Raw genomic sequence first — 25354 nt, 5'->3', positions numbered from 1 at the left:
CGGAAGGTGAAACTAAAGAAAAAAAAATTAGGCTTACCTCAAGTACTTTTTCTATACTTGCACTAAATTAGATTTGTTCTAAATAAAAAATGTGCGAGAGGAATAATACAGATATTGATTTCCGGACGGCGAAAGGCTTTGAAGAGCTGTATAACCGCTCGGCAGATCAATTGTTCCATATTATTTTTAGACAGCTAGGAGACAAGTCTGCTACACAGGAACTTGTGCAGAACATTTATCTAAAACTTTGGGAACGGCGATTTGAACTAGAATTGGATATCCCTGTCCAACATTATTTGAATCGGGCAGCCAAACTCGCCGCACTGGATTACCTAAAGACCACACAACGCCGTCAACAACATCTGGATGAGATTTTGTTTGATCAGGCAAAAAGTAATAATGATACAGAAAAGACCGTATTTTTTCAAGAACTCAAAAACCGGATCAGCACAATTATAGACCGTCTGCCACCAAAATGCAGAGCTGTTTTTTTGATGAGCCGTGAACAGGGATTGAATATCCGCGAAATTTCTGAAGAGCTCGCTATCGCAGAAAAGACCGTTGAAGCCCATCTTACGAAAGCCTTGAAGACCATAAAAGGCCATCTTGGAGAAAAAATATAAAAATTTTAATTTAGACTAAGGGTAAATAAGGAGTTGGACAACTCTTTTATATACAGCCCCACTCCATAGCGTCCTTAGGGTGTTTTGGGGAGAGTGCTTACCATAATAATTTGACTGTTTTGGAAATAACTCCAGCTATTTTACAACGATATAACTCAGGAACAGCAACTGATGCTGAAGTGGAGGCCATAGAGACTTGGTTGACCAGTACGGATACAGAGGCATATAGCCTAGATCCTGTGGACCTCGCGGAGATGAAGGCTGCAGTATGGGACAATCTATTGGAGCAAGCGATAGACGAACAAAGGAGCATCAGGAGCATCCATGCCTCGAGATCTAAAGTCATTTATCTCCCTCTGGTAGCGGCAATGCTGTTGTTATTGGTCGGCGTGGTTGTTTTTCAGAAGTTAAACTGGACAACCGCGAATGGATCGGTTTCGGAAGGGTTGTTGATTACTTCGGCACAAGGGCCTATAGAAGTGTTAGGAGACAATTTTAAAGTTCAATTTTCAGGATATCTACAGGTGGTGAACCGTTCTAATCAGTATAAATCTATTGAGTGTACGAATGGGGAGCAGTATACACTGGATCCAGGCGAAACTTATTACCTCGAAACAATCGATGGTAGACATTATTTAATTGCTGAGCGGCATCTGTCGCCCGAAGATAATTACCTCCGCTTTGTAAAGGGGGAGGTGGAGGTCATTGCCAAAACAATATAATATGTACAGATTACTTTTGTTCTTTACACTATGTCTACAGGCTTGTAATCCTTTTGGGGGAAGTGTGCAACCGAATGATAAAGGAACGATTCTGATCGGAACCCGGGTGAATACACCACAAGGAAGGATGTACTATCTAGGAGCTTATTCTGCTATCCCTAGTCAGGTAGCCCCCCAAGATATGACCCTATTGGGGCATAATATAGCAATCTATTCGTATGGTGAGCATCCTTATATCTGGGACGGAACAGCTGCGCAACTGTTCAAGTATGAGGTAGGGAAGGATAATGAAATTGTTGCTGTAGATTCTATAGGTTTTGAGCGTATCGCAAAGAGCAATTCCTTTGGGGCGGTAGCCTTTATATCGGAAGAGGAAGCTTATGTTTTTTTCCTTGCAGAGGGAAAGGTAATTGAATTTAACCCTACAACGATGAAGTTGGTTAAGCAGATGGAGGTGGATGCCTTGCCTATAGAGAAGGGGGTAATGGTGGGAACGAATACTTACTATGCTTTTGTCGGAAATGACGGAAAAATATTACTTCCTGTGGGAGCAGACCCAAGTACTTTCGGTAAGTTTTCTGAACGTGCCTGTGTAGCTGTTTTCGATAGTAAAGCAAAATCTGTACGGTATAATGAGGATAGGAGGATGACCATAGGGTATAATAATTTTACCAAAGATTTTGCAAACGGTGATCTGTATTATAGACCGTCAAAATATATCGCCCGTGTGCAGGATTATAGCCCTTCCCAAAAAGATGCAGTGAGTGGAGGTCTGTTGCGCGTGCGTAGTGATGGAACCTATGATCCTGATTTTTTTGTGGATCTGCAAAAGGTATTGGATGCACATCGCATTATATCTGTAATAGCGGTACAGGGAAAGGATGTATTGGTACAATATATTGAGAAGGACTGGAAGATGCCAGCAAATCCGGGCCAATGGTTTGGTTGTTCCACCAAGTTGGCTATGGTCGATGTTGAAGCATTGACTTTTAAAGATATAACTTCATTGGATAAATATGGTACAGTTTATCCGGTAGGTGAAGTCGATGGGAAGGCCTACTATTCCAATTTTGGGGCAGAGGATGGGAAGTATCATTTTTTTGAACAGGACAATACAACTATTTTAAATACAAAGATCGAAGCAATAGGAGGAAGCGGTATTTATATCGCACGTCTGAGGTAATCGACAGGATCTGACTATTGTTATGTAGAGGCACTGCCATAAGGCGGTCGGGGATTGCTATGGACTGTGTGTTTCGTAAAGTGTAATTAATTATCTTTTATATATATCATTATTAACTTCAGTTTATAATAAAATGAAACTAGTTTTATCAATTGTTTTATGCAGCTTACTCTTTCTGAATGTGTCTGCGCAGAAACAAGACCGGATCCAAGGAAAGATCATGATGTCAGAGGACAAACCTGTCAAAGATGCATTGCTACGGTTGTTAAATACAGCTTATCAGGCAAGGACAAATGCTGCAGGGGAGTTTTATTTTGATAACCTGCCAGTAGGAAATTACGTGCTGCAGGCCAGTATCAATGATGTAGAAATCATCCGTGAGAATATCGATATCAAAGCGGGCGAGTTTACGTTGCCGGCAATCTATGTCATCAAGAAAATGAATAACCTGGACGGTGTGACGGTGTACGGCTATCGCCGTAACAAGTTTTTGGAACGTGATAGTACTACCGTAGCCAAGATGCCACTATCCTATATGGAAAATCCACAAGCCTATACCAGCATCAATCAATCGCTGATGAAGGAGCAGATTACAACCGACCTTTCGGAGGTAATACGTAATGTACCCGGTATGATCAAAATGCAGGGTAGCCCGGGCAGAGGAAGTGGTGATGGAAGCTTTTATTATAACCTGCGTGGATTCCCGACAAAGGTGTCTATGGTGGATGGTGTTCCAGCGACAACGAATGGAGAGATCGACCCAGCAGATGTGGAGCGTATCGAAGTAATCAAGGGGCCATCGGGGACATTGTATGGAGGTACAGTAACTTCCTTTGGTGGAATAGTAAATATTGTCACCAAGAAGCCCCGGGACTATTTTGGTGGAGAGGTGTCCTATACCATGGGGAGTTTTAACCTGAATAGATTGACTGCAGATGTACATGGACCTGTGACGTCGGACAGAAAGACACTCTTTAGACTGAATGCAGCGTACCAATATCAGAATGGTTTTAGGGATGCCGAGTTTAGAAAGTCATTCTTTGCAGCGCCAAGTTTTAGCTATCAGGTCAATGACCGCTTGATGTTTAGCTTGGGAGCGCAGATCTATAACTATGAGGGAACGAATACGCCTATTATTTTCTTAAGTAGAACCCGTCCTTTCTTTGCGAAAACGCCTAAGGAACTGGGATTCGATTGGAATAGGTCGTACTCTAATAATGACATGACATTGAAGGCGCCGGCAACCAATGTGAAAGGAGAGGTTAATTACCGTATCTCTGATAATTGGACTTCGCAGACGAGTATATCGAGAAACTTCCGTAAGACAGAAGGACTGTACCAATATCAGTTTATACGAGGTAATACGAGTGATGCTTTGTTGGAACGTAATGTCCAATTTAACAATTCGGAAGCGAGCTCAACAAGTATTCAGCAGAATTTTAACGGGACATTCCAGATCGGACGTATTAAGAATAAGTTGCTGATTGGGCTAGACTATTTTAACCAATCCCTACGCAACAACCATTCGCCTATTGTTAAATTTGATACGATAAATGGGCAGAATTTGGAGAGTGATTATGGATTTATATCTCGGGAACTGGCGACAGCGCGCATACAGCAATCCAAGGGAAATATGGTGCGGACTTACTCTTCGAGCAATGTATACGGTGCGTATGTATCGGATGTGGTATACCTGACTGATCGTTGGACCACCATGCTGAGTTTGCGTGTAGATCATTTTAATACAAGGGGACAGCTCAATCTGAATACCAATGTACGTAGCGGAGATTACGAGCAGACGGCGGTATCACCCAAATTTGGGATGGTCTATCAGGTTCTTAAAGACCGTTTGTCTGCTTATGCGAATTATATGAATGGGTTTAGTAATGTCGCTCCTGCTGATAATAAAGGACTAGAGGGGTACCCGGATATTATGAAGCCACAACTGGCGAATCAATGGGAAGGTGGGGTGAAAACTAATTTCTGGAATAATCGCTTCAACTTTACAGCCTCTTATTATGATATCACAGTCAATAACATGACGCGCGATATTCCGGTGACCCAGGGCGAAACGAACTATAATGTCACAATTCAGGATGGCGAACAGCGTAGTAAAGGGATGGAGTTGGAAATGATTACAAATCCGGTGAGAGGACTGAATGTGATGACGGGGTATACCTATAATGATAGCAAATTTCAGAAAGCAGATGATAAGGTGAATGGACGTAGGCCTTCATCAGCTGGTCCTGCACATGTCTTCAATTCTTGGGTAAGCTATGTATTCCAGACAAAGGCATTACATGGGATAGGTCTAGGTCTTGGGGTGAATCGCGTAGGCGAACAGATTACGGTAGATCATGCGGATACGGGACAGTTTATATTCCCTGCTTACACCTTGGTCAATGCTTCGGTGTCATTCGAAAGGGAGAAATACAGATTCGGTATACGAATGAATAACCTCACAAATACAGAATATTTTGCCGGACAAGGTGTGGTCGTGGCACAGATGCCACGTAATTTCGCTGCACAGCTTAGTCTCCGTTTTTAGAAAAGCGTGAAGTTTAGAACTATTATACATCAAATACATCTATGGCTCGGATTACTATCCGGTGCCATAGTTGTCGTTTTGGCCATTACAGGCTGTATCCTCGCTTTTGAGCAGGAAATCAAGTTGTTTATTCATTCAGATAGGTATTATGTAGCGGAGGTAAAGGAACAGAAGCTGCCCATGTCTGAGCTTAAAGCGATTGCCGAAGGTGCGTTTCCTTGGGAAACTAAAGCTCGAAGAGTCGAGATATCAGGTGATCCGCAGCGTAACTATGTCTTTAGATCGATGAAGATAAATGCGGATGCTTGGACGTATTGGGGATATTATGAATACTATGTACGTGTGTATGTGGATCCCTATTCGGGGGAGGTGGTCTACGTGGAAGATGCGAAAAAGGATTTCTTTGAACTTGTTCTCAATCTGCATAGAAGGTTATGGCTGGGTGAGAAAATAGGGAAGCCTATCACAGGCTATGCCACGCTAATCCTACTCGTGGTGTTGGTATCCGGGCTTTTTATATGGGTGCCGCGCAAGTTGAATAAAAAATCTGTAAAATGGATGTTTCTAGTTAAAAAGACCCGAAATATCAAACGGTTGAATTTTGACTTTCATAAGGTAGCCGGTTTCTATACGCTTATACCGTTGATATTGATCTGTTATTCGGCGATGATATGGGGATTTAAAGGTTTGGACAAGTCGGTGCTGTGTCTTTTGAATGGGAACCGAGAGGAGGTAAAGACGGCCGTGGTAACGCCCAACGTAATCTTTTCCATAGATCGGGTAACAGATCATATCTGGAATCATATAGATTCGATATTGGACATACAGAATAAGGTTTACTTTAGTTTTCCGAGAACGGCAACGGGGTATTTTAATGTAGAGATTGTCCATGCAGATAAGCATTATCAAAGCGATAAATTTAATTTTAATCCCTATTCGGGGGCACAGATGGACGCAACGCTCGCCGGAGCAGCAAGGCTAGGATGGGGCACCCGTCTCCGTAATATGAATTATGATCTGCATACGGGATCGATACTAGGGTTTTCGGGACGGATTATTTACTTGTTCGTTGGCTTGATTGCAGCTATGCTCCCGATCACCGGATTTATAATCTGGTGGAGAAAGAAGAAGTAAGACGGTGCCCGATCTCTCGGGCGCTATTTTAGAAAGAATGACTATGTGGTTTATTTTATGACTACAGAGAAGTTGTATTCGTCCTCTGGAAGACACTCTTGTTTGTTACAGGTGCTGAAAAGGACAGATCCCGAAACAGTTGATGGCTTGGAACTGTTTAGTTTTACCTTTTGTTGAAATACGATTTCACCATTATGAAACGGTACATTTACCTTAAAAGCGTCTTCATATTTGCTTTTTGCTACAGGCTCTTTTATCTTCCCATCTAATGAGAAATCCTTTGATTTAGCAAAGGTGAATTTTGTTGACTCTGGACCTCCTGTGGGCACATTAAGACCATAAATATGCCATCCGTCCTGTATGGTTGCTTTTACAAATACAACTGCTTCTTGGGCGTTTAATTTTTTTGACGCGACCGACCATTTGACAGGGGTACGTATTTGGGATAGACCACTAGTGACGATAAGCCCCATAAATGCTAAAATAAGAATTGTTCTTTTCATACTGATTTTACTTTTTGTTAGTTTAAAATTTGCGGTGAATTGATAAACCAATTTACTAAAAAGAATAATCTTAAAATCAGTTTATGGGCTTATAGCCAAAATGTTACCCGGAAGTATTTTAGTGAATTGCGGTTTGTGATCGTTATCATTTAAAATCGTGATATTCTACATAGGAGATCGAATTATAAGTCCTTAAATTTGTAGTTAACATGGATAGATTCTTTTCATCGGTCACGATACGGCACTGGAGCATTCTTGGAATATTCAATTTAGTGCTGGTGGCGGTATTTGGGCTGTTAATGCGAAGTGCAGTTATCTTTCCACAGACTTGGTTCAACCAAAAGTATATCATGCACGCGCATTCGCATTTTGCGTTCTCAGGCTGGATATCACATATGTTGATGGTGCTGATGGCAATGCTGGTATTGAATAAAAAACCTTCTGACTGCTTATCCAGGAAATGCCAATTACTTATTGTGGCTAATATGTTGGCTTCTTACGGTATGTTGTTTTGCTTCTCATGGCAAGGATACGGGCGTTATTCTATTATCTTTTCTACCTTAACTATTTTGCTGTCGTATGTATTTGTAGGTATGATGTGGCAGTCGATAGCGAAGGGAAGCCTATCTTCCTTAACGCGGAAATGGTTTAGGACAGCGCTTGTTTTTTTGGTTTTATCTTCGGTAGGGACTTTTTACTTGGCTTACTTGCAGGCTACGCATAACGTGGATGGTAATAAGCAGTTGTCTGCGGTCTACTTCTTTCTTCATTTCCAGTATAATGGTTGGTTTTTATTCACTTGTATGGGATTCTGGAATCATTGGTTGGCATCTCGTCAGGTAGAGGTGGCAGGTGGCGACGTATTATATCGGGTGTTTGCTTGGACTTGTGCTCCCGCTTATTTGCTGTCGGTTCTTTGGATGGAGCTGCCCGCTGGACTGTATGTTATTTTAGTGCTGGCAGTACTGGCACAGAATCTAAGTTGGTTTTATTGGTTGAAGGGATTACTCTGGCAGATAAGCTGGGGAAAAGATAAAGTTTCCTTATGGTTGGGCAGGGTCCTGCTGTGTATACTGTCGGCGGTTAGTCTGAAATTGCTTCTACAGGTGGTCGCTCTAATACCTGCGTTGCATGATCTAACCTATAGTTTTCGTCCTATTGTAGTAGGGTATTTGCACTTGGTCTTATTGGGAGTAATAACGTTGTTTATCCTGGCATTTTTGTTTTTGAACGATGTTGTCCGTGAAACGCAATGGACAAAATGGGCTATCGTATTATTTATCGTGGGGATCGTTGGCAATGAGCTATTATTGCTGGTACAGGGGTTGAGCGGTATGCAAGGGATCTATATACCCCATCTCCCGATGGGGCTGATACTGGCCGCATTATTATTGTTTCTATCGCTTGTCCTCTTGTGGATTTCGGTAATGTGGGGACAGCAGAAGGAATAGTTTTCTATTTATCTTCCCTATAAGTCTGCACCAGTTTGTCAAGATTGAGACTACGAGCGGAGGCATCAAAGATCTCACGGTAGGTGCCCTTAATCTCCATTAAGGAATCGTGTGTTCCAGACTCGACAACCTGTCCTTTTTTCAGTACATAGATATAATCTGCATCCAATATCTGGGATAAGGAGTGGGATATAATAACGACGGTTCGGTTTTTCTGGATAGCATCCAGCGAGTTTTTGATCTGTTCGGTAGCGATAGCATCTAGGCTGGCCGTTGGCTCATCTAGGAAGATGATCGGTGGATTTTTTAGAAACAACCGTGCTATAGCTATTCGTTGTTGCTGTCCTCCTGACAATAAGGTGGCATCGTGGGCATATCCTTCGGTGAGTTCCATGATCTGCTCGTGCAGATACGCTTTACGTGCGGCTTCTTGTACTTCTTCGAAACTAGCTTCTATTTTTCCATAGCGGATATTGTCTTCAATACTGCCCTTGAAGATATGATTCCGCTGTAATACTAAGCCTATTTTTTCGCGTAAAGTGCTGTTGTCATAATCGTTGAGATTAATGCCATCCAGGAAAATATTACCTCCTTGAGGAAGGTAGAATTTACAGAGTAGATTGATAATGGTGGATTTGCCTGCCCCGCTCAAGCCTACCAGTGCAGTGGTTTTACCATGCTCTATACGCATATTAATCTGCTGTAATGTGCGCGTGCTATTAGGGTAACTAAAATCTACATTTTGAAGTTCGAAGGTACCTTCTGTAGGGGATGGAGAGTTGGCACCATTAGGCTCAATCTCGGCATCGGCATCTAGGATTTCAAAATATCCTTCGGCGTAGATCATGGCATCATTCATATCGTCATAGATACGGTGTAGCTGACGAATAGGAGCAGATACATTGTTGAACAACATGATATGTAGCATGATGGCTCCGATGGTCATCTGCTGATCCAGTACCAGGAAGACGGTTAGTAGAATTATGGCAACTACGCCAAATTGCTCTATGAATGTCTTCAGTCCATCATAGAGGAAGTTGACTTTTCGTGTATGAAGTTGACTCTCCATCAGTTTCATCTGTAGATCATACTGCTTTTTGCCTTCAAATTTTTCGCGTACAAAGCTTTTGATGACGAGGATGGAATTGACCAAATTGAGTAGTCCAGAGGTTTTCTGTTCGCGCTGATTACGTAGTGTACGACGTACCCCACTGAGCTTTTTGGCCTGTAGTGAGCTGACATAAAAATAAATGGGCACAACGATCGTAGATACTAAACCGACATATACATTTTGGATGTACATCACGATCAGGGCCAGTATTGCACTGGAAAAAAGAGGAAGAATGTCAATAAAAAAGTTTTGAACCAATCTTGTGAGGCTCTCTATACCGCGATCGATACGGGTCTGTAGTTTGCCTGATTCATGGTTGCTGTCTGTATAGAACGATACGCGATAAGTCAACATTTTATCAATTACGGTCTGCGCTAATTCTGAACTTACATTGATACGTATTTTTTCGCCGTAGTATTTCTGACCAAAATTAATGAAGATATTGATGATCTCTTTGGCTAGAAGGACAACGGATATCAAGGCCAGTACATGAATACCGGTTTCCATCGGGTTTGGGAGCAGGATCAGCTTAGAAACTTCGTCTACGGTGTACTTTAGGACGATGGGATTGACCTGTGCCATGAGAGCGCCCACTAGGGTCAGGAGCAGTGTCCATACGATCATGCGTCGATTGGGACGTACGAAGGGTTTTAACTGCCGGAATATGCCCAGTAAACTGAGGGTTCTGTTGAATGGATTTTTCATTGTTATATAATCTTAAACAGCTGCACTAAGGTATTGTTTTTTTGGAAAACAATAAGGGCTACCGTATGGGTAGCCCTTGATTAATATATCTTCGGAAATAGCGAGAATACTAGTTTAGGATAAGTTCTTTAAGCAATACTACCGGTTTCGTGTTTTTAACGACCATCTGTAGGTTCTTTTGTTCTCTCATGTCATAATAAATCGAACGGGTAGAAGATACCGTACTGATCAGGTTGCCGTATTGATCCACGATTGGTGCACCACTGGATCCCGCTGCATAATCGGCTGTGATGTCAGTTTGTGGAAGTCTTTCGGATTTTGATGCCGATTCGATATAGTTACGTGCTACTTTTCCGGTGCTAAAGTAATTGATCATTGGTGCAGGGTTACTCATGACAAATACATTCTCACCTACTTTTGCTGTATTACCTAAAGGTAGTGGCGTTAGTTTTTTACCTTTCGTATCAACACGGACAATTGCTAAGTCTGCATCTTTGAAAGAGGAAACAATTTCCTCGACCAGATAGACATCGCCATTGCTGGTTTGTATGGACATGGCTAGGTTTTTACCGTTTTTGCTGTCAATATATCCTTCGATGACATGATGATTGGTCGCAATCAGTCCGTCTTCGCTAATGATATATCCCGATGCGGTATTGAGGTGCGTACGGTGACAGTTCCCACAATCGTAAGCTGTAGCAAAAGAAACAAAAGAAGGTTGGATTAACGTTGCAATCTCGGCAGCTTCCAATACTTTCTTGCGCGGTTGAACCAACGGCATTTTTATTTTTTTGCCTTCTACCGCTAATAGATCTTTTGCCGCTTGTTCGGTAGTGATATATTTACTGCTCTTGAGTAATTCTTCTGTTTTCAACTCAAAATTGTTCGTGATTTCTTGCTGGTCACTGAAACCATCCCATTTTTTTGAGGTCTGTGCATTGACCTCTATATTACCAAAGAATAAACCAATAGCCAAAAGGCTGAGCGCTAACTTACTTTTTTTCATGATACTCATTTAAAATAATTCGTGTGATTTACATTTCGGTTTACATCACATGGGCAAAGTTAGTGCTTTGGAGTTATCAGCGTATCGCGTAACAACAATTTTAGAAAAGGTGATACTTTCGGGAGGTAAAGAGTATGTCCTAAATAAGTCGATAGGTACCAACGAATCTTTGAGAATCTGTAAAGTTATTTTTGATTGTTTTTTATTAACTTCACGGTGTAAATAAACTACATCTACGCTAATTTTTTTTGTATGAAAAACAACCCCGTTCCTCCGGAAGAATTGGAACGTCTCCATCGATTACAATCGTATGGGCTTTTGGGACTCGGTAAGGAGCCTGAACTTGATGTGTTTGCACAGGCGGCATGTCTTATTTCAGATTGCCCTTCCGCTCTTATTGCCATGATGGAAGAAAATACCCAGCTTATTCAAAGTTGCGTCGGGATGGAGCTCGATTCTGTTGAGCGGAGTAATACCGTCTGTCAATATACGATTATGAGTCGGGAAGCATTAGTAATAGAAGATACTTTTGAAGATCCACGGACCTCTCATAACCCATTGATTAGGGAAGGAGGAATACGCTTTTATGCTGGAGTACCTTTATTGGATGATGAGGGGTACGTACTGGGAACGATATGCGTGATAGATTTTGTCCCGAAATCACTATCTGAAAAGCAAATATCATCTTTAGAGCAATTGGGACAAGCTGTGTCCAAGATTCTTTTAGGCAAAAAGCGAAAAGTACAAGCCGGTTACTTTGAAGAAATATTTCAGGTGACAAATAACATAATATGTGTGCTGGATGAAGGATATGATATCAAAGAGGTCAATCCGACATTTATGCAGGCCTTGAATGTTTCTATTGATGAATGTATAGGACAGCCTTTCTATCAGGTGTTGCATAGTGAAAAGGAGGTTCTGTATTCTGAACTGATGCATACTATGGGAGCCGAAGAGGGAGGACGATTAACGACAAAAACTCGGATAGCGGATGACAGCGAAATTGTTATAGAATGGTATTTTAAGTCTGATGATGTCAATCGGGGAGTTTTGGCATTTGGAAGAAATGTAACTAAAGAGATCGAAGAAAAAATCAAACTCGAAAGCTCAGAGCGTCGTTTTCGTAATTTTTTCGAAAATACCATTGGATTGGTAAGTATGCACGATATGCAAGGAAATATCCTCGCTGTGAATGAGAAAGGCCGGACCCTATTGAAATACAAGGAGGATGAAGTGCGCGGGTTGAATCTTAGACAGTTGGTACCTGTAAATCTGGTTGGTAGGTTAGAAGAATATTTTTTGCGGATCAATGCGAATAAAGAAGATTCGGGAATGATGGTGCTGGAAACTAAAGATGGAGAGAGGATTTATTGGTTATACCATAATGTCGTGGAGATCGATAGTGAGGGGCAACAGTATGTCATGAGTACGGCGTTAAATATGAACGAGCGTATCCAGCTCGAACGGGACCTACTACGTACAAAGCAAATTTTGGAACAAACGAATATGGTAGCGCAGGTGGGTGGTTGGGAAGTGGACTTTGATGAAAAGGAAGTCTACTGGTCAGATTCTACCAAGTTGATACATGGGGTGGATAAGAGCTTTGTACCAGATCTCAAGAGTGCGTTAGATTTTTATGAAAAGGAAAGCCGCGATTTATTACAAAAAGCCTTTGATGAAGCAATAAGAGAAGGAAAACCCTATGATATGGAACTCCGGTTGCTCAAGAATAATGGGGAATTGATTTGGGTAAGGGTCAAAGGGATACCTGAATATGAAGACAATGTCTGTAAGCGAATATTTGGTATAATCCAGGATATTGATCAGAGTAAGACGCTTTATTTGGAGTTGGAGAGAAAAGAAGCGATGTTACAGACTTTTGTAAATTATGTTCCCGCTTCTGTCGCTATGTTTGACCGGGATTTTAACTATGTTTCTGTGAGTAACCGCTGGTTAGAAGATTTTCATCGTAGAAGTAATAATCCATTGCAAGAGAATTTATTTGATTTGTTCTCCGATATTCCCGAAAAGCGACGGAAAATTTATGAAGATGCTTTGCAGGGAAAAGCGTATAAGAATACCAATGAAATAATAGAGGCTATTGGGCATGCCGAACCATTACATTATAATTGGGAGGTGCGCCCCTGGTATCTAGCGGATGGTACAATTGGGGGGATTACTATTTTTATTCAAAATATAAGTGAATCGGTCAAAATTAATGAGGAGTTAATAAAGGCAAAGGAACTGGCAGATTTAGCAAGCAAGGCCAAGTCTGAATTTTTAGCGAATATGAGTCACGAAATACGTACACCATTGAATGGGGTAATTGGTTTTTCGGATCTCTTGTTAAAGACTCCACTTAATGAGATTCAGCAACAATATCTCAATTATATCAATGAATCAGGAAATAGCTTACTCAATATTATAAATGATATTCTAGATTTCTCTAAAATAGAGTCTGGTAAGTTAGAGCTTTTTATTGACCGGTTTAATGTTTACGAACTCACTAGCCAGGTAATCAATGTGGTGCTTTATCAGGCGCAACGTAAAGATATAGAGCTTCTCCTCAATATAGAACAGGGATTACCGGATTATATCTGGGTGGATGAGGCGCGTATTAAACAGGTGATGATTAATTTACTGGGAAATGCGGTGAAGTTTACTAATCATGGAGAAATTGAACTTAAAATTGAAAAATTGGCGCTTGATGAACGCAATCTCTCGTTGCGATTTTCTGTTCGTGATACCGGAATCGGAATTCCTGTAGAAAAGCAACAACGAATTTTTGACGCTTTTACACAGGAAGATAGCTCCGTAAGCAAACGATATGGAGGCACAGGACTTGGTCTTACGATTTCTAATAACCTGTTGAAGTATATGGGTAGTAAGCTCTGTCTGGACAGTGAGCTGGGTAAGGGGTCTGTTTTCTTTTTTGATATCGATGTGCCCTATGAATATGCAGGCGATGATGAAGAGGAAAATTTGGCTATTGATCGGGTGCTTATTGTAGATGATAACGCGAATAATCGGAATATCCTACAACATATGCTCGCATATAAAAAAATAGATTCAGAGACGGCAGAGAACGGAATGGAAGCGTTGCAATTGCTCATGCGGGGTGAACGTTTTGATGTTATTCTTATGGACTATCACATGCCTATCTTATCTGGACTAGAAACGATCGATAAGATAAAGGAATTGTTTCTTAAGCAGGGAGAGGCTGTACCGTTGGTGGTTTTACATACTTCGTCGGAAGAGCATGAAGTGATATCGTCTTTCAGGCAGGAAGATCGTTCATTCTGTCTATTGAAGCCGATCAAATCCAATGAGCTTTACGAAATGTTGAGACGGGCGGTGCGACAGAATAAAGCGGATAATGCACAGACGTTGAAGGTGATATCTAATGCCGTTGCGGTTAGCTATGAGCAGTCTATTCATGTATTGTTGGCTGATGATAATCCTGTAAATATGGCGCTGAATTTAAGGATAATGGCTTCCTTGATGCCTAATGCATCTTTGGTGGAAGTCGCTAACGGTAAGGAGGCTGTGTCTGCATCGTTGGAACAACAGTTTGACTTGATATTGATGGATGTGCAGATGCCTGAAGTGGATGGTATAGAGGCTACTAAGCAGATTCGTCAATTGCCGGGATATACTGATGTGCCTATTATTGGTGTGACTGCAGGGAGTGTGATGGGGGAAAAAGAAAAGTGCCTGGAAGCAGGAATGACGGATTTTATTGCTAAACCCATACGACAAAAGGACCTTCTAGAAGCCTTGAATAGGGTAATAAGAGTGGAGGAAAGGAACCCTGAAAATTCAGTCGTTTTGGAAGAACACCTGGATATGCACTTATTTAGGGAACAAGTAGGCGAGGATGATGAATTTATGGCCTTTTTTCTGAATCTAGTTGTTAAGGAAATAGAACAAGCCGGACTAAATCTGGAAAAAGCCTATCGTTCAGGTGACGTACAGACTATAGGGGGACTGTTGCATAAACTTAGAGGAACGGCTGCTACTGCTGGATTAATAAAGCTAGATGCAATTGCTTCAGCGGCAGAAAGGGACTGTAATGCCAGTACAGATTTCGGGATAGTTATAGAGGAAATTAAAAAGGAAATAGAAGTAGGGATATATTTAATGAACACGCTTAAATAATGGATAATATGTTGATTTTAATAGCTGAAGATGATGAGTTGATATTGCGTACTATCGAACATAAGTTACTAAAAGAAGGTCATGAAGTCTTGCTGACACGCAATGGCAAAGAGGCCATCGATACGATAAAGGAAAAGGACGTAGATTTAGTCATAACAGATATAATGATGCCATTTGCTTCAGGAATTGAAATTCTGTCCGCTATACGTGCATTTGGAAAAAAAGTACCTGTTATTGTGCTTTCTAGTATGGGACAGGAGGAGGTAGTTGTTGATGCTTTTGATTTAGGAGCGGCAGACTTTATGGTGAAACCATTTAGTCCGAATGAATTGGTGTTGAGAATTAAACGGTTGACAAATCAGTTGTCTTAAAAAAAGAAGTTATGTTGGATTTGATTACGCTTCATGAACTAATTCTGGCAGTGATAGTTGTGTTGATTTTTGTATTGATATTGGTTATTTCTGTGTTGATTTTTAGTTTCTTTAGATATAAATCGCTCCAACATAGGCAGTCGTGGACGACAATAATTCAACAAAAAATAACAGAGGTGATTGTAGATGGTGCCGAGCGTCTACCAAAGGATACTTCTTTTGCACTTTATCTTAAAATTCCCTCGTTCCGAAGGTATTTCCTGTCTACGTTAGTATCTTCAGAACGCAAATTTACAGGAAAAGCCCGAGAAGAGGTAAGTCGTTTATTTAAAGTCTTTAATCTGGAAGCTGAGGCGTGGAAAAAGATGCGGTCCAAACGTGATTATCTAATTGCAGGAGGAATTCAAGAGCTGACGGCAATGAGAGTGGAACAGGCGTTGCCGCAAATATCTGAATTGCTAAAGTATCCTCAACGCCAGGTTTATCAAGAGGCACAGTATGCGATTGTAAGTTTTAAAGGATTTGAAGGTCTTTTTTTCTTAGATGAGCTACAGCATCCGCTATCAGATTGGCAACAGTTGCGCTTGTTGAGATCCATTGAAGAAGTACCTGATACACATTTTGAGCATATTAATAAGTGGTTGGGGAGTAGAAATGAGTCTGTAGTGATATTTACGTTGCGTTTAATAGGGCAATTTCAACTGTTAACCTATTATCAAGAAGTACTGATGTTGTTAGACCATGATATGGTTACGGTACGAAAGCACGCAGTTCGTATCCTTCAGAACTTAGAAAACCAAAGTACCGTAAACCAGTTGCTTACAGTTTTTGATAATCAGTGTATTGAGGTACAGTTGGAAATATTAAAAGCATTGAAAGCATCAAAAAGCAAACAGACCGAATTGTTTTTGCAGGAACAATTACGGAGTCACCCGGATATTGGAATCAAGATCAGTGCGGCAGAAGCACTCATGGTGTTGGAGGGGCAATCTTACTTGCGAGCGATTGTCACCTCTCCAGAGACTTCATCTCAGATCATACAGATTGTTAACCACGCCCTTCAAGAAAAGACATGTTAGAGTTTGCACATATTCTTTATGAGATTATAATCTGGTTATTCATTTTATATTCTATAGCTGTTTTTTTGATATATGGTTGGATAGGATTGTATGCCTATGGTGCTGTATTAAGATATAAACATGAAAACACATTTACAGATTATAACCTGATCGCAACGAATCCGAATGCGCCGCGCTTTAGTGTAATCGCACCAGCATTTAATGAAGGTAAAACAATTGTGGAAAATGTACGTTCCCTCTTGTCTATTTATTACCATAATCTAGAAATCATCATCGTTAATGATGGGAGTCGTGATGACTCGATGGATCAACTTATAGCGGCTTATGATTTAGAAAGGGTATCATTTTTTATTCAGGGAACGGTACCTACGAAAGAAGTACAGGGCGTCTACAGAAGTAAAAATCCGGCATTTAAAAAGTTACTTGTTGTAGATAAGGTAAATGGTGGCAAAGCAGATGCCTTAAATGTAGGGGTTAATATTTCTTCTGGAGAATATATTGTCTGTATCGATGTAGACTGTATTTTGGAGCAAGATGCTATTTTAAAACTAGCAAAGCCATTTTTGGAGCAAACGAAAAAACGTGTAATAGCCTGTGGCGGTGTGATTCGCTTAGCAAATAATTGTCAGATTGAAAATGGGAAAGTAGTTCAGGTTAATCTGCCTAAGTCCTGGTTGGGACGTACACAGGCACTAGAATATATTCGGGCATTTGTTTTAGGACGGATGGCTTGGTCGAGGGCCTCTGGGCTAATTTTGATTTCAGGAGCATTTGGTGCTTTTGACAAAGAGATTGTATTGGCCTGCGGCGGCTATGATAGTAAGACTGTTGGTGAGGATATGGAACTGGTAGTTCGTATGCGTCGCTACATGGAGGAACATAAGTTGCTGTATGAGGTTGTGAATATTCCTGATCCATTATGTTGGACAGAAGTTCCAGAGACCAAAGAAGTCTTAAAAAAACAACGTAACCGCTGGATGCGTGGTACGATGGAGACACTATGGAAGCATCGCAAGTTGTTATTCAATCCACGGTATGGACGTCTGGGGATGGTGAGTATTCCTTATTGGTTTTTCTTTGAGTTTTTGGGGCCTTTAGTAGAGTTTACAGGGTATTTTATCTTTCTGGTATTTTGGATATTGGGTATTATTAACTGGCCATTTTTCTTTGCACTGTTTGCTTTGGTTGTGTCTTCCGGTATTTTGTATTCTATCTATGCCGTGTTGATTGATTTAGTAGGGCATCAGGTCTATACTAAACGTAAAGACCTGTCCAAACTTATCGCTACAGCTATACTAGAACCATTTTATTTTCATCCAATTGTTGTTAAGGCGGGTGTTCGAGGCGCTGTGGATTATTTCCGGAATAAACACGGCTGGGGGGAGATGACCCGTCAGGGGTTTCAACAAGGGGTAGAAGGAAAGTCATGGGGGCAGCAGGTCCGATTTCAATTAGACGATGCCTTGAGAAATTATGTGCCTATAGCAATTGTTTTTCTTCTTTTTTATGTGTTGGCTGTTGGTGTAGAACGCTGGTGGTATGGTTACAATTTTACACAATTGGCTGATTTTCCGATTGGATGGAATCTTTTTATAGATAATCTACATTTGGGGTTTCAAATTGTATCGGGAGGTGCGTTAATTTATCTACTTTTTAGTTTTATCAGTCGTTCTTTTGCCAGGGGTTTTGCGATAGCATCTTTTGCTTTTATCGTATTAATGCAATTTGTGCTGTTTCTGTATTTTTCAGAATCCCGAAATCTGTTAGGCGCGGATATGTACTACTACAGTGCAATAGAGATGAAGCAGATCTTAGAAGCGAGTGGTATGTTAAGTTGGACAAATATCGGATTGTTAATCTCCTTGATTTTGTTTGTAGTTACGCCATTATGGATTTCTAGTAAATGGCGGACTAAGAATTTGTATGTAGGGCTCATATTGTTGATAATGGGCGTGACAACGTGTTTTGTACCCTTAAGATCTCTTTTAGGGAAAGTACCTTCCTCAGAAGAATTCGTTGAGAATGCGGAGCGGAGCAAGTGGCGTTATTTTTTGTCTTCAAATCTGTCAAACTATCTGCAGGATCACCCTGAAATCGCTTCTGTCCTAGGGGAGGAATCTTTAGATTTAGTCGGGACTGATGGGGATTACCCTTTTTTGAGGGGAGAAGATACGAAGGATATGTTGGGACCTTATTTTAATCAAGCTCCGGCCACTCCGAATTTGGTTGTTATTCTTGTGGAGGGATTGGGACATGCTTATAGTTCGGCTTCGGGCTATATCGGTTGCTTTACGCCTTTTATTGATTCTCTATCACAACAATCGTTGTATTGGCCTAATAATTTAAGTACTTCGGGGAGGACATTTTCTGTATTGCCTAGTCTGATGGGCTCTCTACCTTTTGCTACCCATGGTTTCTTGGAGCAAGATGTATTGCCCAATCATTTTAACCTGTTTAATGTCTTAAAGAAAAATGGTTTTCATACTGGATTTTATTATGGAGGAAACTCAGATTTTGATTTTATGAAAAAGTTCATCCTGTATAGTCAAGTGGATACCTTGATTGACCAATGGACTTTTGGACCACCCTATAAAAAACTACCTGGTAATGGAGGAGAAAGTTGGGGGTACGAGGATCAAGCGGTATTTGCGAAGACTTTGGAGACACAAAAGGTAATGTCTCAACCCTATTTGAATGTGTTATTAACACTTTCTACCCACAATCCGTTTTTGATTAATAATGCAGAACATTATGAAATGATGTTTGATCGGAGAGTAGCTCAAGCTGATCTTTCTTTGGATAATAAGAAATGGGCAATGGAGAATAGGAAGCAGTTGGTATCGGTCTTGAATCTAGATGATGCACTTCGAGCATTTTTTGAAGCATATAAAAAGCGTCCTGATTTTAACAATACATTATTCTTGATTACAGGGGATCATGCTATGCCTGAAATTCCTTTAGAAAGTAAAATAGACCGTTATCACGTGCCGTTGTTGATTTATTCTCCTTTATTGAAATCTGCACATACATTTAAAAATACAGTGAGCCATTTTGATGTAACTCCTTCGCTCTTGGCTTATTATAGGGCCAACTATCAGTTGCATACGCCTGATCAGGTGACCTGGATTGGTAGAGGATTGTCCGAAGGTCCGTCCAATCGCAGTATAGGGATGGGGATGATGCAAAGTAAAAATCAGCTGATTGACTTTGTGTATGGAAATTATCATCTATCAGATGGACATTTGTATAAACTGGATGGTAAGCTTGACGAAGAGCCTCTGTCTGATGCTGCTGTACAAGAGGTGATAACGCATCGGTTCGACGCATTCAAGCGTGCTAATAAGTTGTTCTATACAAGAAAGCAGGTGCTGCCAGATAGTATTTACGCTAGATATTTTGAAAAGGTTATATCAAAACATTAAAATGTTTTAATATAACCTACTGTAAAGTCGTACTGATTGCCTTTTTCTTTTGGCCTGAACTCTTGATTATAATACGTAGATGATACCGAGAATAAGTTTGTTCTGTTTATGGAAAAGTTATATTCAGCTCCCACTTTAAAGGTCTTTAATTTGTAAATATTATTGTCTAGGAGGTTACTCCGGTTCTCTTCCGGACTTAAACCGGTACCCAAAATAAAACCAAGGTAGTCATTGGCTCCTTTGGTGTAATAACGTATCGTGCCTGCGTAAGACTGTGAAATGTTTTTGTTATCTGGAGTAAGATAGGTTTTTAGATTGAACCAAAAGTTTTGATAATATTTACCTACAGAAGCGGTATACATCCATATATTGTTGCTGAAATAAAGCTGCCGATATCCAATTTCTCCTTCAAAACTGTGTGGTAGATTGGCGTATATTGATACCCCTGTTCTGTATTTAGGAAAGATACCCACATTGTCAGAATAGCCTGCTCCTACATAGAGATAGAACATTTTGGATAGTCTTGGATAGGCCTCCAGTTCAAATTGTACTCCATTGTCCGCAAACTTGTTAGCGTAGTTGGTCCGGAAAATCATGGAGCCGATAGGAGTTAACCGTTTGTAACTCAAACCGACAATATGCCAATTATCGTCAAATTGTTTATCGAAATGGGCGAAGTTATATGTCAATCCGATAGCATTTTTAGCCAAATATTCCTGTATGTTCTTGGATAGTGACCGTGCTTCGGTGTGTTTGGGGTTGAGCTTTAGCAAGCGATTTATGGTTTGCTCGGCTACTGTGTAATTATTGTTGCTGTAGTTTACTTTGCTTTTTAATAAAAGTAGATTTTCAGATTCAGGATGATAATTCAACCCTTTATCTAATAATGAATTGGCTTTTGTTGAGTTATCATTCCAATATTCTAGGGAAGCGTATGCAACAAAAAAATCTTCATCTTCGACTTTTTCTTGATCTAATTTTTCGAAGACCGTGCGTGCCGAGTCAATTTTGTCCGACCAGGTATACAATCGACCTAAGAATACGCGGATGTCGGTGTAGTTTGGAGATTTTTCTAAAGCCCGCTTGCTGAGCATAATCGCTCGAGGATAGTCTTTTTGTTCAAAAGCTTCATGACGGGCCCGGAGAAAAAGTTCGTCTGAACTAAGACTGTGCTCCTGCCCCCGGGTGTTAAAAGGGAGAATCAATAGGAGAACCAGAAAAAATCTCCATGTTTTCTGGTTAGAAAGGTGTGTTGACATAGGGTGATGTTAGTTCCTCGTAAAATGTAAGATAAAGATAATAAAATATAGACAGCTAATTAATCATTTACAATACCAACATTTTTGATAACTGGGTGGATAGATCTATTTTCATACCCATGGTGAAGACGGCGCCTTCTTTTGCTCCAAGCGCGGTTCTGCCATTTGAAATACGCTGTTCGCTATAGAACTGTACAAAGCGTATCGGTTGATAGGATATACCTAGGATCAGGTCGTTTCTTTGGAAGCCCTTATCAATAGGAGTAGGAATACTGGTATTGTTGCCGGATTGGAAAGAAGGAAGATATAAGTTATAACCGGCCAGTAAGGATAGTTTGTTCAGTTTGTATTTGGTGAATAGTTCAAGCCCTTTGGCATCGAATACTACGGTAGGGGTGACATGTTGTCCTAAGGGATCAGTATAGCTACCCTGTGTAAAGTCCCCATTTTTTTGTAGTATAGCTACTGCGCTGAAATCTATTTTTTTGCCCTTAAAATCAGCTCCTAAGGTGATATAGATGGGTTGGTCGGAAAGGCCTAGTATTTTACCATCATTGATGAGGTTGTCGCTGAGGAAAGCTTTATTGAAGGCAGCTCCGATGCGTAGTTCTGGAATAATCTGCATTTGAGCAGAGGCACCAAAGCCATCAATAAAGCGATGGTTATTGGCACCGCGGGCTTGTAGTTGTCCGCCGAGATAGAAACGTCCGATCTGATTACGATAGATAATAGACTGGTCGGCACGGCCGGTTCCATTGGATCCTCCGTCCGTACCTCCTATGAAAGTAGCCGAACCTTTGGAACCAAAAACATTAAAACGATCGGTGTAAGCAGTGACATCACGGTACACGCTCCATTGTTTACCAAAAGTAAGTTGGCCAAGACGTTCAAACTCTACGCCTAAATAGCCGAGCCTATTGCCAAAAACCTGTTGGTTCTGTCCAGACTGTATGGTTAGAAAGCCTCCGGACAAACTACCGTCAGCATTGAAACTAGAACCTCCACGTAAGAGATTGACCTGAAGTTCTGCTGCTGCAACGAATCCCAGTTTTCCTTTTTTCATTGCTACTTCGGTTCCTATGCGTGAGGCATTTTCCTGGATGTCCATCTTACCGTCGTAGATGGCGGCATGTCCTCGTAGCCCAGCATAGGGCCTGATTCTCATCTCGATGGAGTCTGCTGAATTCTGAGCATAACTACAGATCGTAGCCGATGAGAGTAGTGAAACCATCAGTGCTTTGGAAAATGCTGTTTTCAGGAATGTTGGATACGTTTTCATAGCTTAATGGCTGTGAATCCAGCCGGTACGAATTTCGAAAGATTATGTTTGAACTCCAAATTGTTATTGTAATAAGAGGCTTACTTTTTTAAACTGTGTAAAGACATGCCAATAATGACCAGTAGCATTCCTATCAGGGCATAGCTGTCGGGAAGGGGACTCTGTAAAATGACAATTTCACCGATCACAGCAAATACGACTTCTGCCGACTGTGTAGCCTCTATTTTGGCCAATCCTTTTTCATCTTTGCGAACCATATCGGTTGCGGTGAAGAAAAGAACAGTAGCAATAACGCCGGAGAATACCGCTACAATTAAGGTCTGTAGGAGTTGATTGCCGGAAGGTGAGGGATGCCCCGAAGAGTAGCCGTAGAGATTTAAACCAATCCAAAAGGGGATACTACACAATATCATTCCTAATATACGTTGGTATACGTCGAGTTGCCCATCTGTTAGCTGCATCATTTTCCGATTACCTAAAGGGTATGCAAATGCGGCTACCAAAACCCATAAAAAGCCCGATAAGAGATTTGTGATGCCTACCGATTGGAGAGCTTGGATCTGCATGATGGCTATGCCTAAGAGTATGATTGCCGAAAAGATATAGGTGCTTTTTGAATTGGCAGATTGATGATTCTTGTTAATAAAGGGAGCAAGTATCATTCCTGCAATAATGGTAATCTGCCAAGTGCTGGCAACGAGCCAGGATGGACTGAATACCGCTGCATAGGTCAGGGGAGCATAGAAAATCCCAAATCCAATTGTACTCCATAACAACCAAGGTAGGGGCTTCTGTCTTATGGCGCTAAAGAGGGGCTTTAGATTATTGCGGAGTATGACAATAACTAGGAAGAAAGGGAGCATCCAGTAAAAACGTAAGGAGGCGCTCCATATCCAACTACCACCTTCTACAGACATGAGTCTATTGACCACAAAGGTCACTGCAAAAAATAGAGCTGATAATAGTCCTAGTAAAAATGCGCGTTGGGTGATCTTCATAAATAGGGGTATTGTTTTAGATTTAGGACAAACCTACATAAATTCACTTCTATGTGCAATAGAATTGCGTTGTGTTATAGAATCGAATGTTGTGGAACTCTTTGTCCACATGGATTTTTCTATAAAGAAAGTATGCTGTGATAGCTGATGGCATAAATATAGGTAAGTGTAACTTATGTTGCTCTGCATAAGTTAGTTGTTGTATATCTTTGGTTTGTTGCTTATTGGAGAGATAAAAAAGTAGAATATGATAGGTTTTATAAAAAAGATATTTGGAAACGGAGGTAATGAAATGTTAAGAGAAGCATTAAAGGGAGAGGTGTTTTTAGTTGATGTGCGTAGTCCTGAAGAATTTGCGTCAGGGAGCGTATCAAGAGCAGTTAATATCCCTTTGGGTACATTACCTGCACAATTGGAAAAATTTGAAGGGAAAGAGGTGATAGTGGTGTTCTGTAGAAGTGGAATGCGTAGTAGACAGGCTAAGGGAGTATTGAAGAAGGCTGGATATCATAGGGTAATCAATGGTGGAGCTTGGCAACAGGTAAAAGATATGGTAGAAAATAGGGGACAGGATTAGTTGTTTGATAGTGACTGTAGGATGAAAAGACCATTGGGAATAACCCAGTGGTCTTTTTTTGTTTTAGCTAATTAAAAATAAATTGTTTTTATTTTGTGTAATTAAAGTTAGGTCTATCTAATAATTATTATTAGTTTTGTCGACGTTATGAATAAATCGAGAAAACTAGTTAGGGAAGTTCATGGAATAATGGGGCTATTGGTAGGTATAGTCCTTGTAATCGTAGCACTGAGCGGATGTGTATATACTTTTCAGCGGGAGATTAGGAGTGTTGTATATCCTCACCTTCTCTATGTTGAGGCGCCCAAAGATATGGTAAGGTTATCTGTCGATCGTATTTCGGAGATAGCGGAGGGCTATCATACCACAACCAAGGTTAGGGAGATTGTGGTCAGTCAGCAGGCCGACAGATCGGTCAAAGTGTATATGTATGGACAACATCTGCTGTATATCAATCCCTATTCTGGAGTCCTACTAGGAAAGACAGATACGAAGATGGATCCTTTTTTGATGGCTTGGTCTCTACATACGCAGTTAGGTATGGGAAAATTGGGTGGTAAGATCGTTGCGTGGTCGACTTTAGCATGCGTCCCACTGCTTATTACAGGGATCTGGTTATGGTGGCCGTCTGTACGTAGTACTTGGAGAAAGGTATTCTATTTGCCGTGGAAAGGGAGCTGGAAGTTTTTGAATTTTCAATGGCATAAGAACGGAGGTTTTTACGCATCGGTGTTCTTGTTGTTTATATGCCTGAGTGGTCTAATGATGTCTTTTAATTGGTTTGAGCAAGGGGTATATTGGTTGACAGGATCGGAACAGACTTCGCGACATATACCGAAGGCTATCGCAACAGCGCGAGAAGATGAAGTAATTCAAAAATCACTGGACTATACATTAAAACAGTTTTCTGAAGTTGAAGAAGTAAATATTTTTTTTCCAGGGAAGTCAAATAATGTCTTCATGTTTATTGCTAAATATGAAGATAAGTTAGGGCGTCGGGAGATACTTTATTTTAATCCTGATGATGGACAGTTGCTTCAAGGTGTGTATTCGAAGGAAAGAAGTATGGGCGACAAAGTGAAGGCTATGAATTATAACATCCATTCGGGACAGATAGGCGGATTATTGGGAAGGGTTATAGCATTTGGAGTTACTTTATTTGCCGTTTTTCTGATCATCAGCGGTGCTGTTGTCTGGTACCAACGAAAGTTTCGCTAAATCTGTC

General features: G+C 40.8%; 18 protein-coding genes. 12 read left to right on the top strand and 6 right to left on the bottom strand.

The annotated features are described in order from the left end of the window. Positions 1-89: 89 nt before the first annotated feature. The 5 genes from JKG64_RS14605 (at position 90) to JKG64_RS14585 (ending at position 6210) form a co-directional block, all read left to right on the top strand. Complete coding sequence (locus tag JKG64_RS14605; protein ID WP_210355066.1) at positions 90-623, top strand: RNA polymerase sigma-70 factor; 534 nt, start codon at positions 90-92, stop codon at positions 621-623. Between the two features lie 119 nt (positions 624-742). Then, a complete protein-coding gene (locus tag JKG64_RS14600) occupies positions 743-1345 on the top strand; it encodes a hypothetical protein (protein ID WP_210355065.1) in 603 nt (200 codons plus the stop codon). A gap of 1 nt (position 1346) precedes the next feature. Then, a complete protein-coding gene (locus tag JKG64_RS14595; protein WP_210355064.1) occupies positions 1347-2528 on the top strand; it encodes a hypothetical protein in 1182 nt (393 codons plus the stop codon). Between the two features lie 133 nt (positions 2529-2661). Next, the gene (locus JKG64_RS14590; protein ID WP_246512620.1) at positions 2662-5076 is read left to right on the top strand and encodes a TonB-dependent receptor; all 2415 of its coding nucleotides are present in this window, start codon (positions 2662-2664) and stop codon (positions 5074-5076) included. 6 nt (positions 5077-5082) lie between these two features. Continuing rightward, on the top strand, positions 5083-6210 hold the full coding sequence (locus JKG64_RS14585) for a PepSY-associated TM helix domain-containing protein (RefSeq protein WP_210355063.1): 1128 nt from the start codon (positions 5083-5085) through the stop codon (positions 6208-6210). 50 nt (positions 6211-6260) lie between these two features. Here the strand turns inward: JKG64_RS14585 and JKG64_RS14580 are convergent, their stop codons facing one another. Continuing rightward, on the bottom strand, positions 6261-6713 hold the full coding sequence (locus JKG64_RS14580; protein WP_210355062.1) for a protein-disulfide reductase DsbD domain-containing protein: 453 nt from the start codon (positions 6711-6713) through the stop codon (positions 6261-6263). 209 nt (positions 6714-6922) lie between these two features. Here JKG64_RS14580 and JKG64_RS14575 point away from each other — a divergent pair, with 209 nt between their 5' ends. After that, positions 6923-8164 (top strand): hypothetical protein, encoded by a 1242-nt coding sequence (locus JKG64_RS14575; protein WP_210355061.1) that lies wholly within the window; start codon positions 6923-6925, stop codon positions 8162-8164. Between the two features lie 4 nt (positions 8165-8168). Here the strand turns inward: JKG64_RS14575 and JKG64_RS14570 are convergent, their stop codons facing one another. Both JKG64_RS14570 and JKG64_RS14565 read right to left on the bottom strand, forming a co-directional pair. Further along, positions 8169-9980: an ABC transporter ATP-binding protein gene (locus JKG64_RS14570; protein ID WP_210355060.1), complete on the bottom strand. Its 1812-nt coding sequence runs from the start codon at positions 9978-9980 to the stop codon at positions 8169-8171. Positions 9981-10089: 109 nt separating this feature from the next. Continuing rightward, positions 10090-10986: a S1 family peptidase gene (locus tag JKG64_RS14565; RefSeq protein ID WP_210355059.1), complete on the bottom strand. Its 897-nt coding sequence runs from the start codon at positions 10984-10986 to the stop codon at positions 10090-10092. Positions 10987-11238: 252 nt separating this feature from the next. Between JKG64_RS14565 and JKG64_RS14560 the strand changes: the two genes are divergently transcribed. From JKG64_RS14560 to JKG64_RS14545, 4 genes are read left to right on the top strand one after another with little or no spacing between them, the layout of a single operon-like run. Beyond that, entirely contained in the window at positions 11239-15144 is a 3906-nt protein-coding gene (locus JKG64_RS14560) for a response regulator (RefSeq protein ID WP_210355058.1), read from the top strand. An 8-nt stretch (positions 15145-15152) separates the two neighbouring features. Continuing rightward, a complete protein-coding gene (locus tag JKG64_RS14555) occupies positions 15153-15515 on the top strand; it encodes a response regulator transcription factor (RefSeq protein WP_210355057.1) in 363 nt (120 codons plus the stop codon). A gap of 11 nt (positions 15516-15526) precedes the next feature. Then, positions 15527-16594 (top strand): HEAT repeat domain-containing protein, encoded by a 1068-nt coding sequence (locus JKG64_RS14550; RefSeq protein ID WP_210355056.1) that lies wholly within the window; start codon positions 15527-15529, stop codon positions 16592-16594. After that, a complete protein-coding gene (locus JKG64_RS14545) occupies positions 16588-20016 on the top strand; it encodes a sulfatase-like hydrolase/transferase (RefSeq protein WP_210355055.1) in 3429 nt (1142 codons plus the stop codon). Before JKG64_RS14550 ends, JKG64_RS14545 begins: the two co-directional genes overlap by 7 nt. Here the strand turns inward: JKG64_RS14545 and JKG64_RS14540 are convergent. The 3 genes from JKG64_RS14540 to JKG64_RS14530 all read right to left on the bottom strand — a co-directional run bounded on the left by JKG64_RS14540 (position 20013) and on the right by JKG64_RS14530 (position 23552). After that, positions 20013-21275 (bottom strand): YaiO family outer membrane beta-barrel protein, encoded by a 1263-nt coding sequence (locus JKG64_RS14540; RefSeq protein ID WP_210355054.1) that lies wholly within the window; start codon positions 21273-21275, stop codon positions 20013-20015. The genes JKG64_RS14545 and JKG64_RS14540 overlap by 4 nt on opposite strands. A 67-nt stretch (positions 21276-21342) precedes the next feature. Beyond that, positions 21343-22554: a porin gene (locus JKG64_RS14535; RefSeq protein ID WP_210355053.1), complete on the bottom strand. Its 1212-nt coding sequence runs from the start codon at positions 22552-22554 to the stop codon at positions 21343-21345. An 80-nt stretch (positions 22555-22634) separates the two neighbouring features. Continuing rightward, the gene (locus JKG64_RS14530) at positions 22635-23552 is read right to left on the bottom strand and encodes a DMT family transporter (RefSeq protein ID WP_210355052.1); all 918 of its coding nucleotides are present in this window, start codon (positions 23550-23552) and stop codon (positions 22635-22637) included. Between the two features lie 247 nt (positions 23553-23799). Here JKG64_RS14530 and JKG64_RS14525 point away from each other — a divergent pair, with 247 nt between their 5' ends. After that, on the top strand, positions 23800-24129 hold the full coding sequence (locus JKG64_RS14525; protein WP_210355051.1) for a rhodanese-like domain-containing protein: 330 nt from the start codon (positions 23800-23802) through the stop codon (positions 24127-24129). Between the two features lie 147 nt (positions 24130-24276). Continuing rightward, the gene (locus JKG64_RS14520) at positions 24277-25347 is read left to right on the top strand and encodes a PepSY-associated TM helix domain-containing protein (RefSeq protein WP_210355050.1); all 1071 of its coding nucleotides are present in this window, start codon (positions 24277-24279) and stop codon (positions 25345-25347) included. Positions 25348-25354: the final 7 nt, after the last annotated feature.

The organism is Sphingobacterium tabacisoli (assembly GCF_017908035.1).
GTDB classification, from domain to species: Bacteria; Bacteroidota; Bacteroidia; order Sphingobacteriales; family Sphingobacteriaceae; genus Sphingobacterium; species Sphingobacterium tabacisoli.
The sequence above is the reverse complement of the archived record's forward strand: the minus strand, read 5'-3'. Positions and strand labels throughout refer to the sequence as shown.

Coding starts and splice junctions, on each gene's coding strand:
- JKG64_RS14535 (WP_210355053.1), bottom strand. CDS start 22,554: ATGAAAACGTATCCAACATTCCTGAAAACAGCATTTTCCAAAGCACTG.
- JKG64_RS14580 (WP_210355062.1), bottom strand. CDS start 6,713: ATGAAAAGAACAATTCTTATTTTAGCATTTATGGGGCTTATCGTCACT.
- JKG64_RS14555 (WP_210355057.1), top strand. CDS start 15,153: ATGTTGATTTTAATAGCTGAAGATGATGAGTTGATATTGCGTACTATC.
- JKG64_RS14520 (WP_210355050.1), top strand. CDS start 24,277: ATGAATAAATCGAGAAAACTAGTTAGGGAAGTTCATGGAATAATGGGG.
- JKG64_RS14565 (WP_210355059.1), bottom strand. CDS start 10,986: ATGAAAAAAAGTAAGTTAGCGCTCAGCCTTTTGGCTATTGGTTTATTC.
- JKG64_RS14605 (WP_210355066.1), top strand. CDS start 90: ATGTGCGAGAGGAATAATACAGATATTGATTTCCGGACGGCGAAAGGC.
- JKG64_RS14550 (WP_210355056.1), top strand. CDS start 15,527: ATGTTGGATTTGATTACGCTTCATGAACTAATTCTGGCAGTGATAGTT.
- JKG64_RS14595 (WP_210355064.1), top strand. CDS start 1,347: ATGTACAGATTACTTTTGTTCTTTACACTATGTCTACAGGCTTGTAAT.
- JKG64_RS14540 (WP_210355054.1), bottom strand. CDS start 21,275: ATGTCAACACACCTTTCTAACCAGAAAACATGGAGATTTTTTCTGGTT.
- JKG64_RS14530 (WP_210355052.1), bottom strand. CDS start 23,552: ATGAAGATCACCCAACGCGCATTTTTACTAGGACTATTATCAGCTCTA.
- JKG64_RS14575 (WP_210355061.1), top strand. CDS start 6,923: ATGGATAGATTCTTTTCATCGGTCACGATACGGCACTGGAGCATTCTT.
- JKG64_RS14545 (WP_210355055.1), top strand. CDS start 16,588: ATGTTAGAGTTTGCACATATTCTTTATGAGATTATAATCTGGTTATTC.
- JKG64_RS14570 (WP_210355060.1), bottom strand. CDS start 9,980: ATGAAAAATCCATTCAACAGAACCCTCAGTTTACTGGGCATATTCCGG.
- JKG64_RS14525 (WP_210355051.1), top strand. CDS start 23,800: ATGATAGGTTTTATAAAAAAGATATTTGGAAACGGAGGTAATGAAATG.
- JKG64_RS14560 (WP_210355058.1), top strand. CDS start 11,239: ATGAAAAACAACCCCGTTCCTCCGGAAGAATTGGAACGTCTCCATCGA.
- JKG64_RS14590 (WP_246512620.1), top strand. CDS start 2,662: ATGAAACTAGTTTTATCAATTGTTTTATGCAGCTTACTCTTTCTGAAT.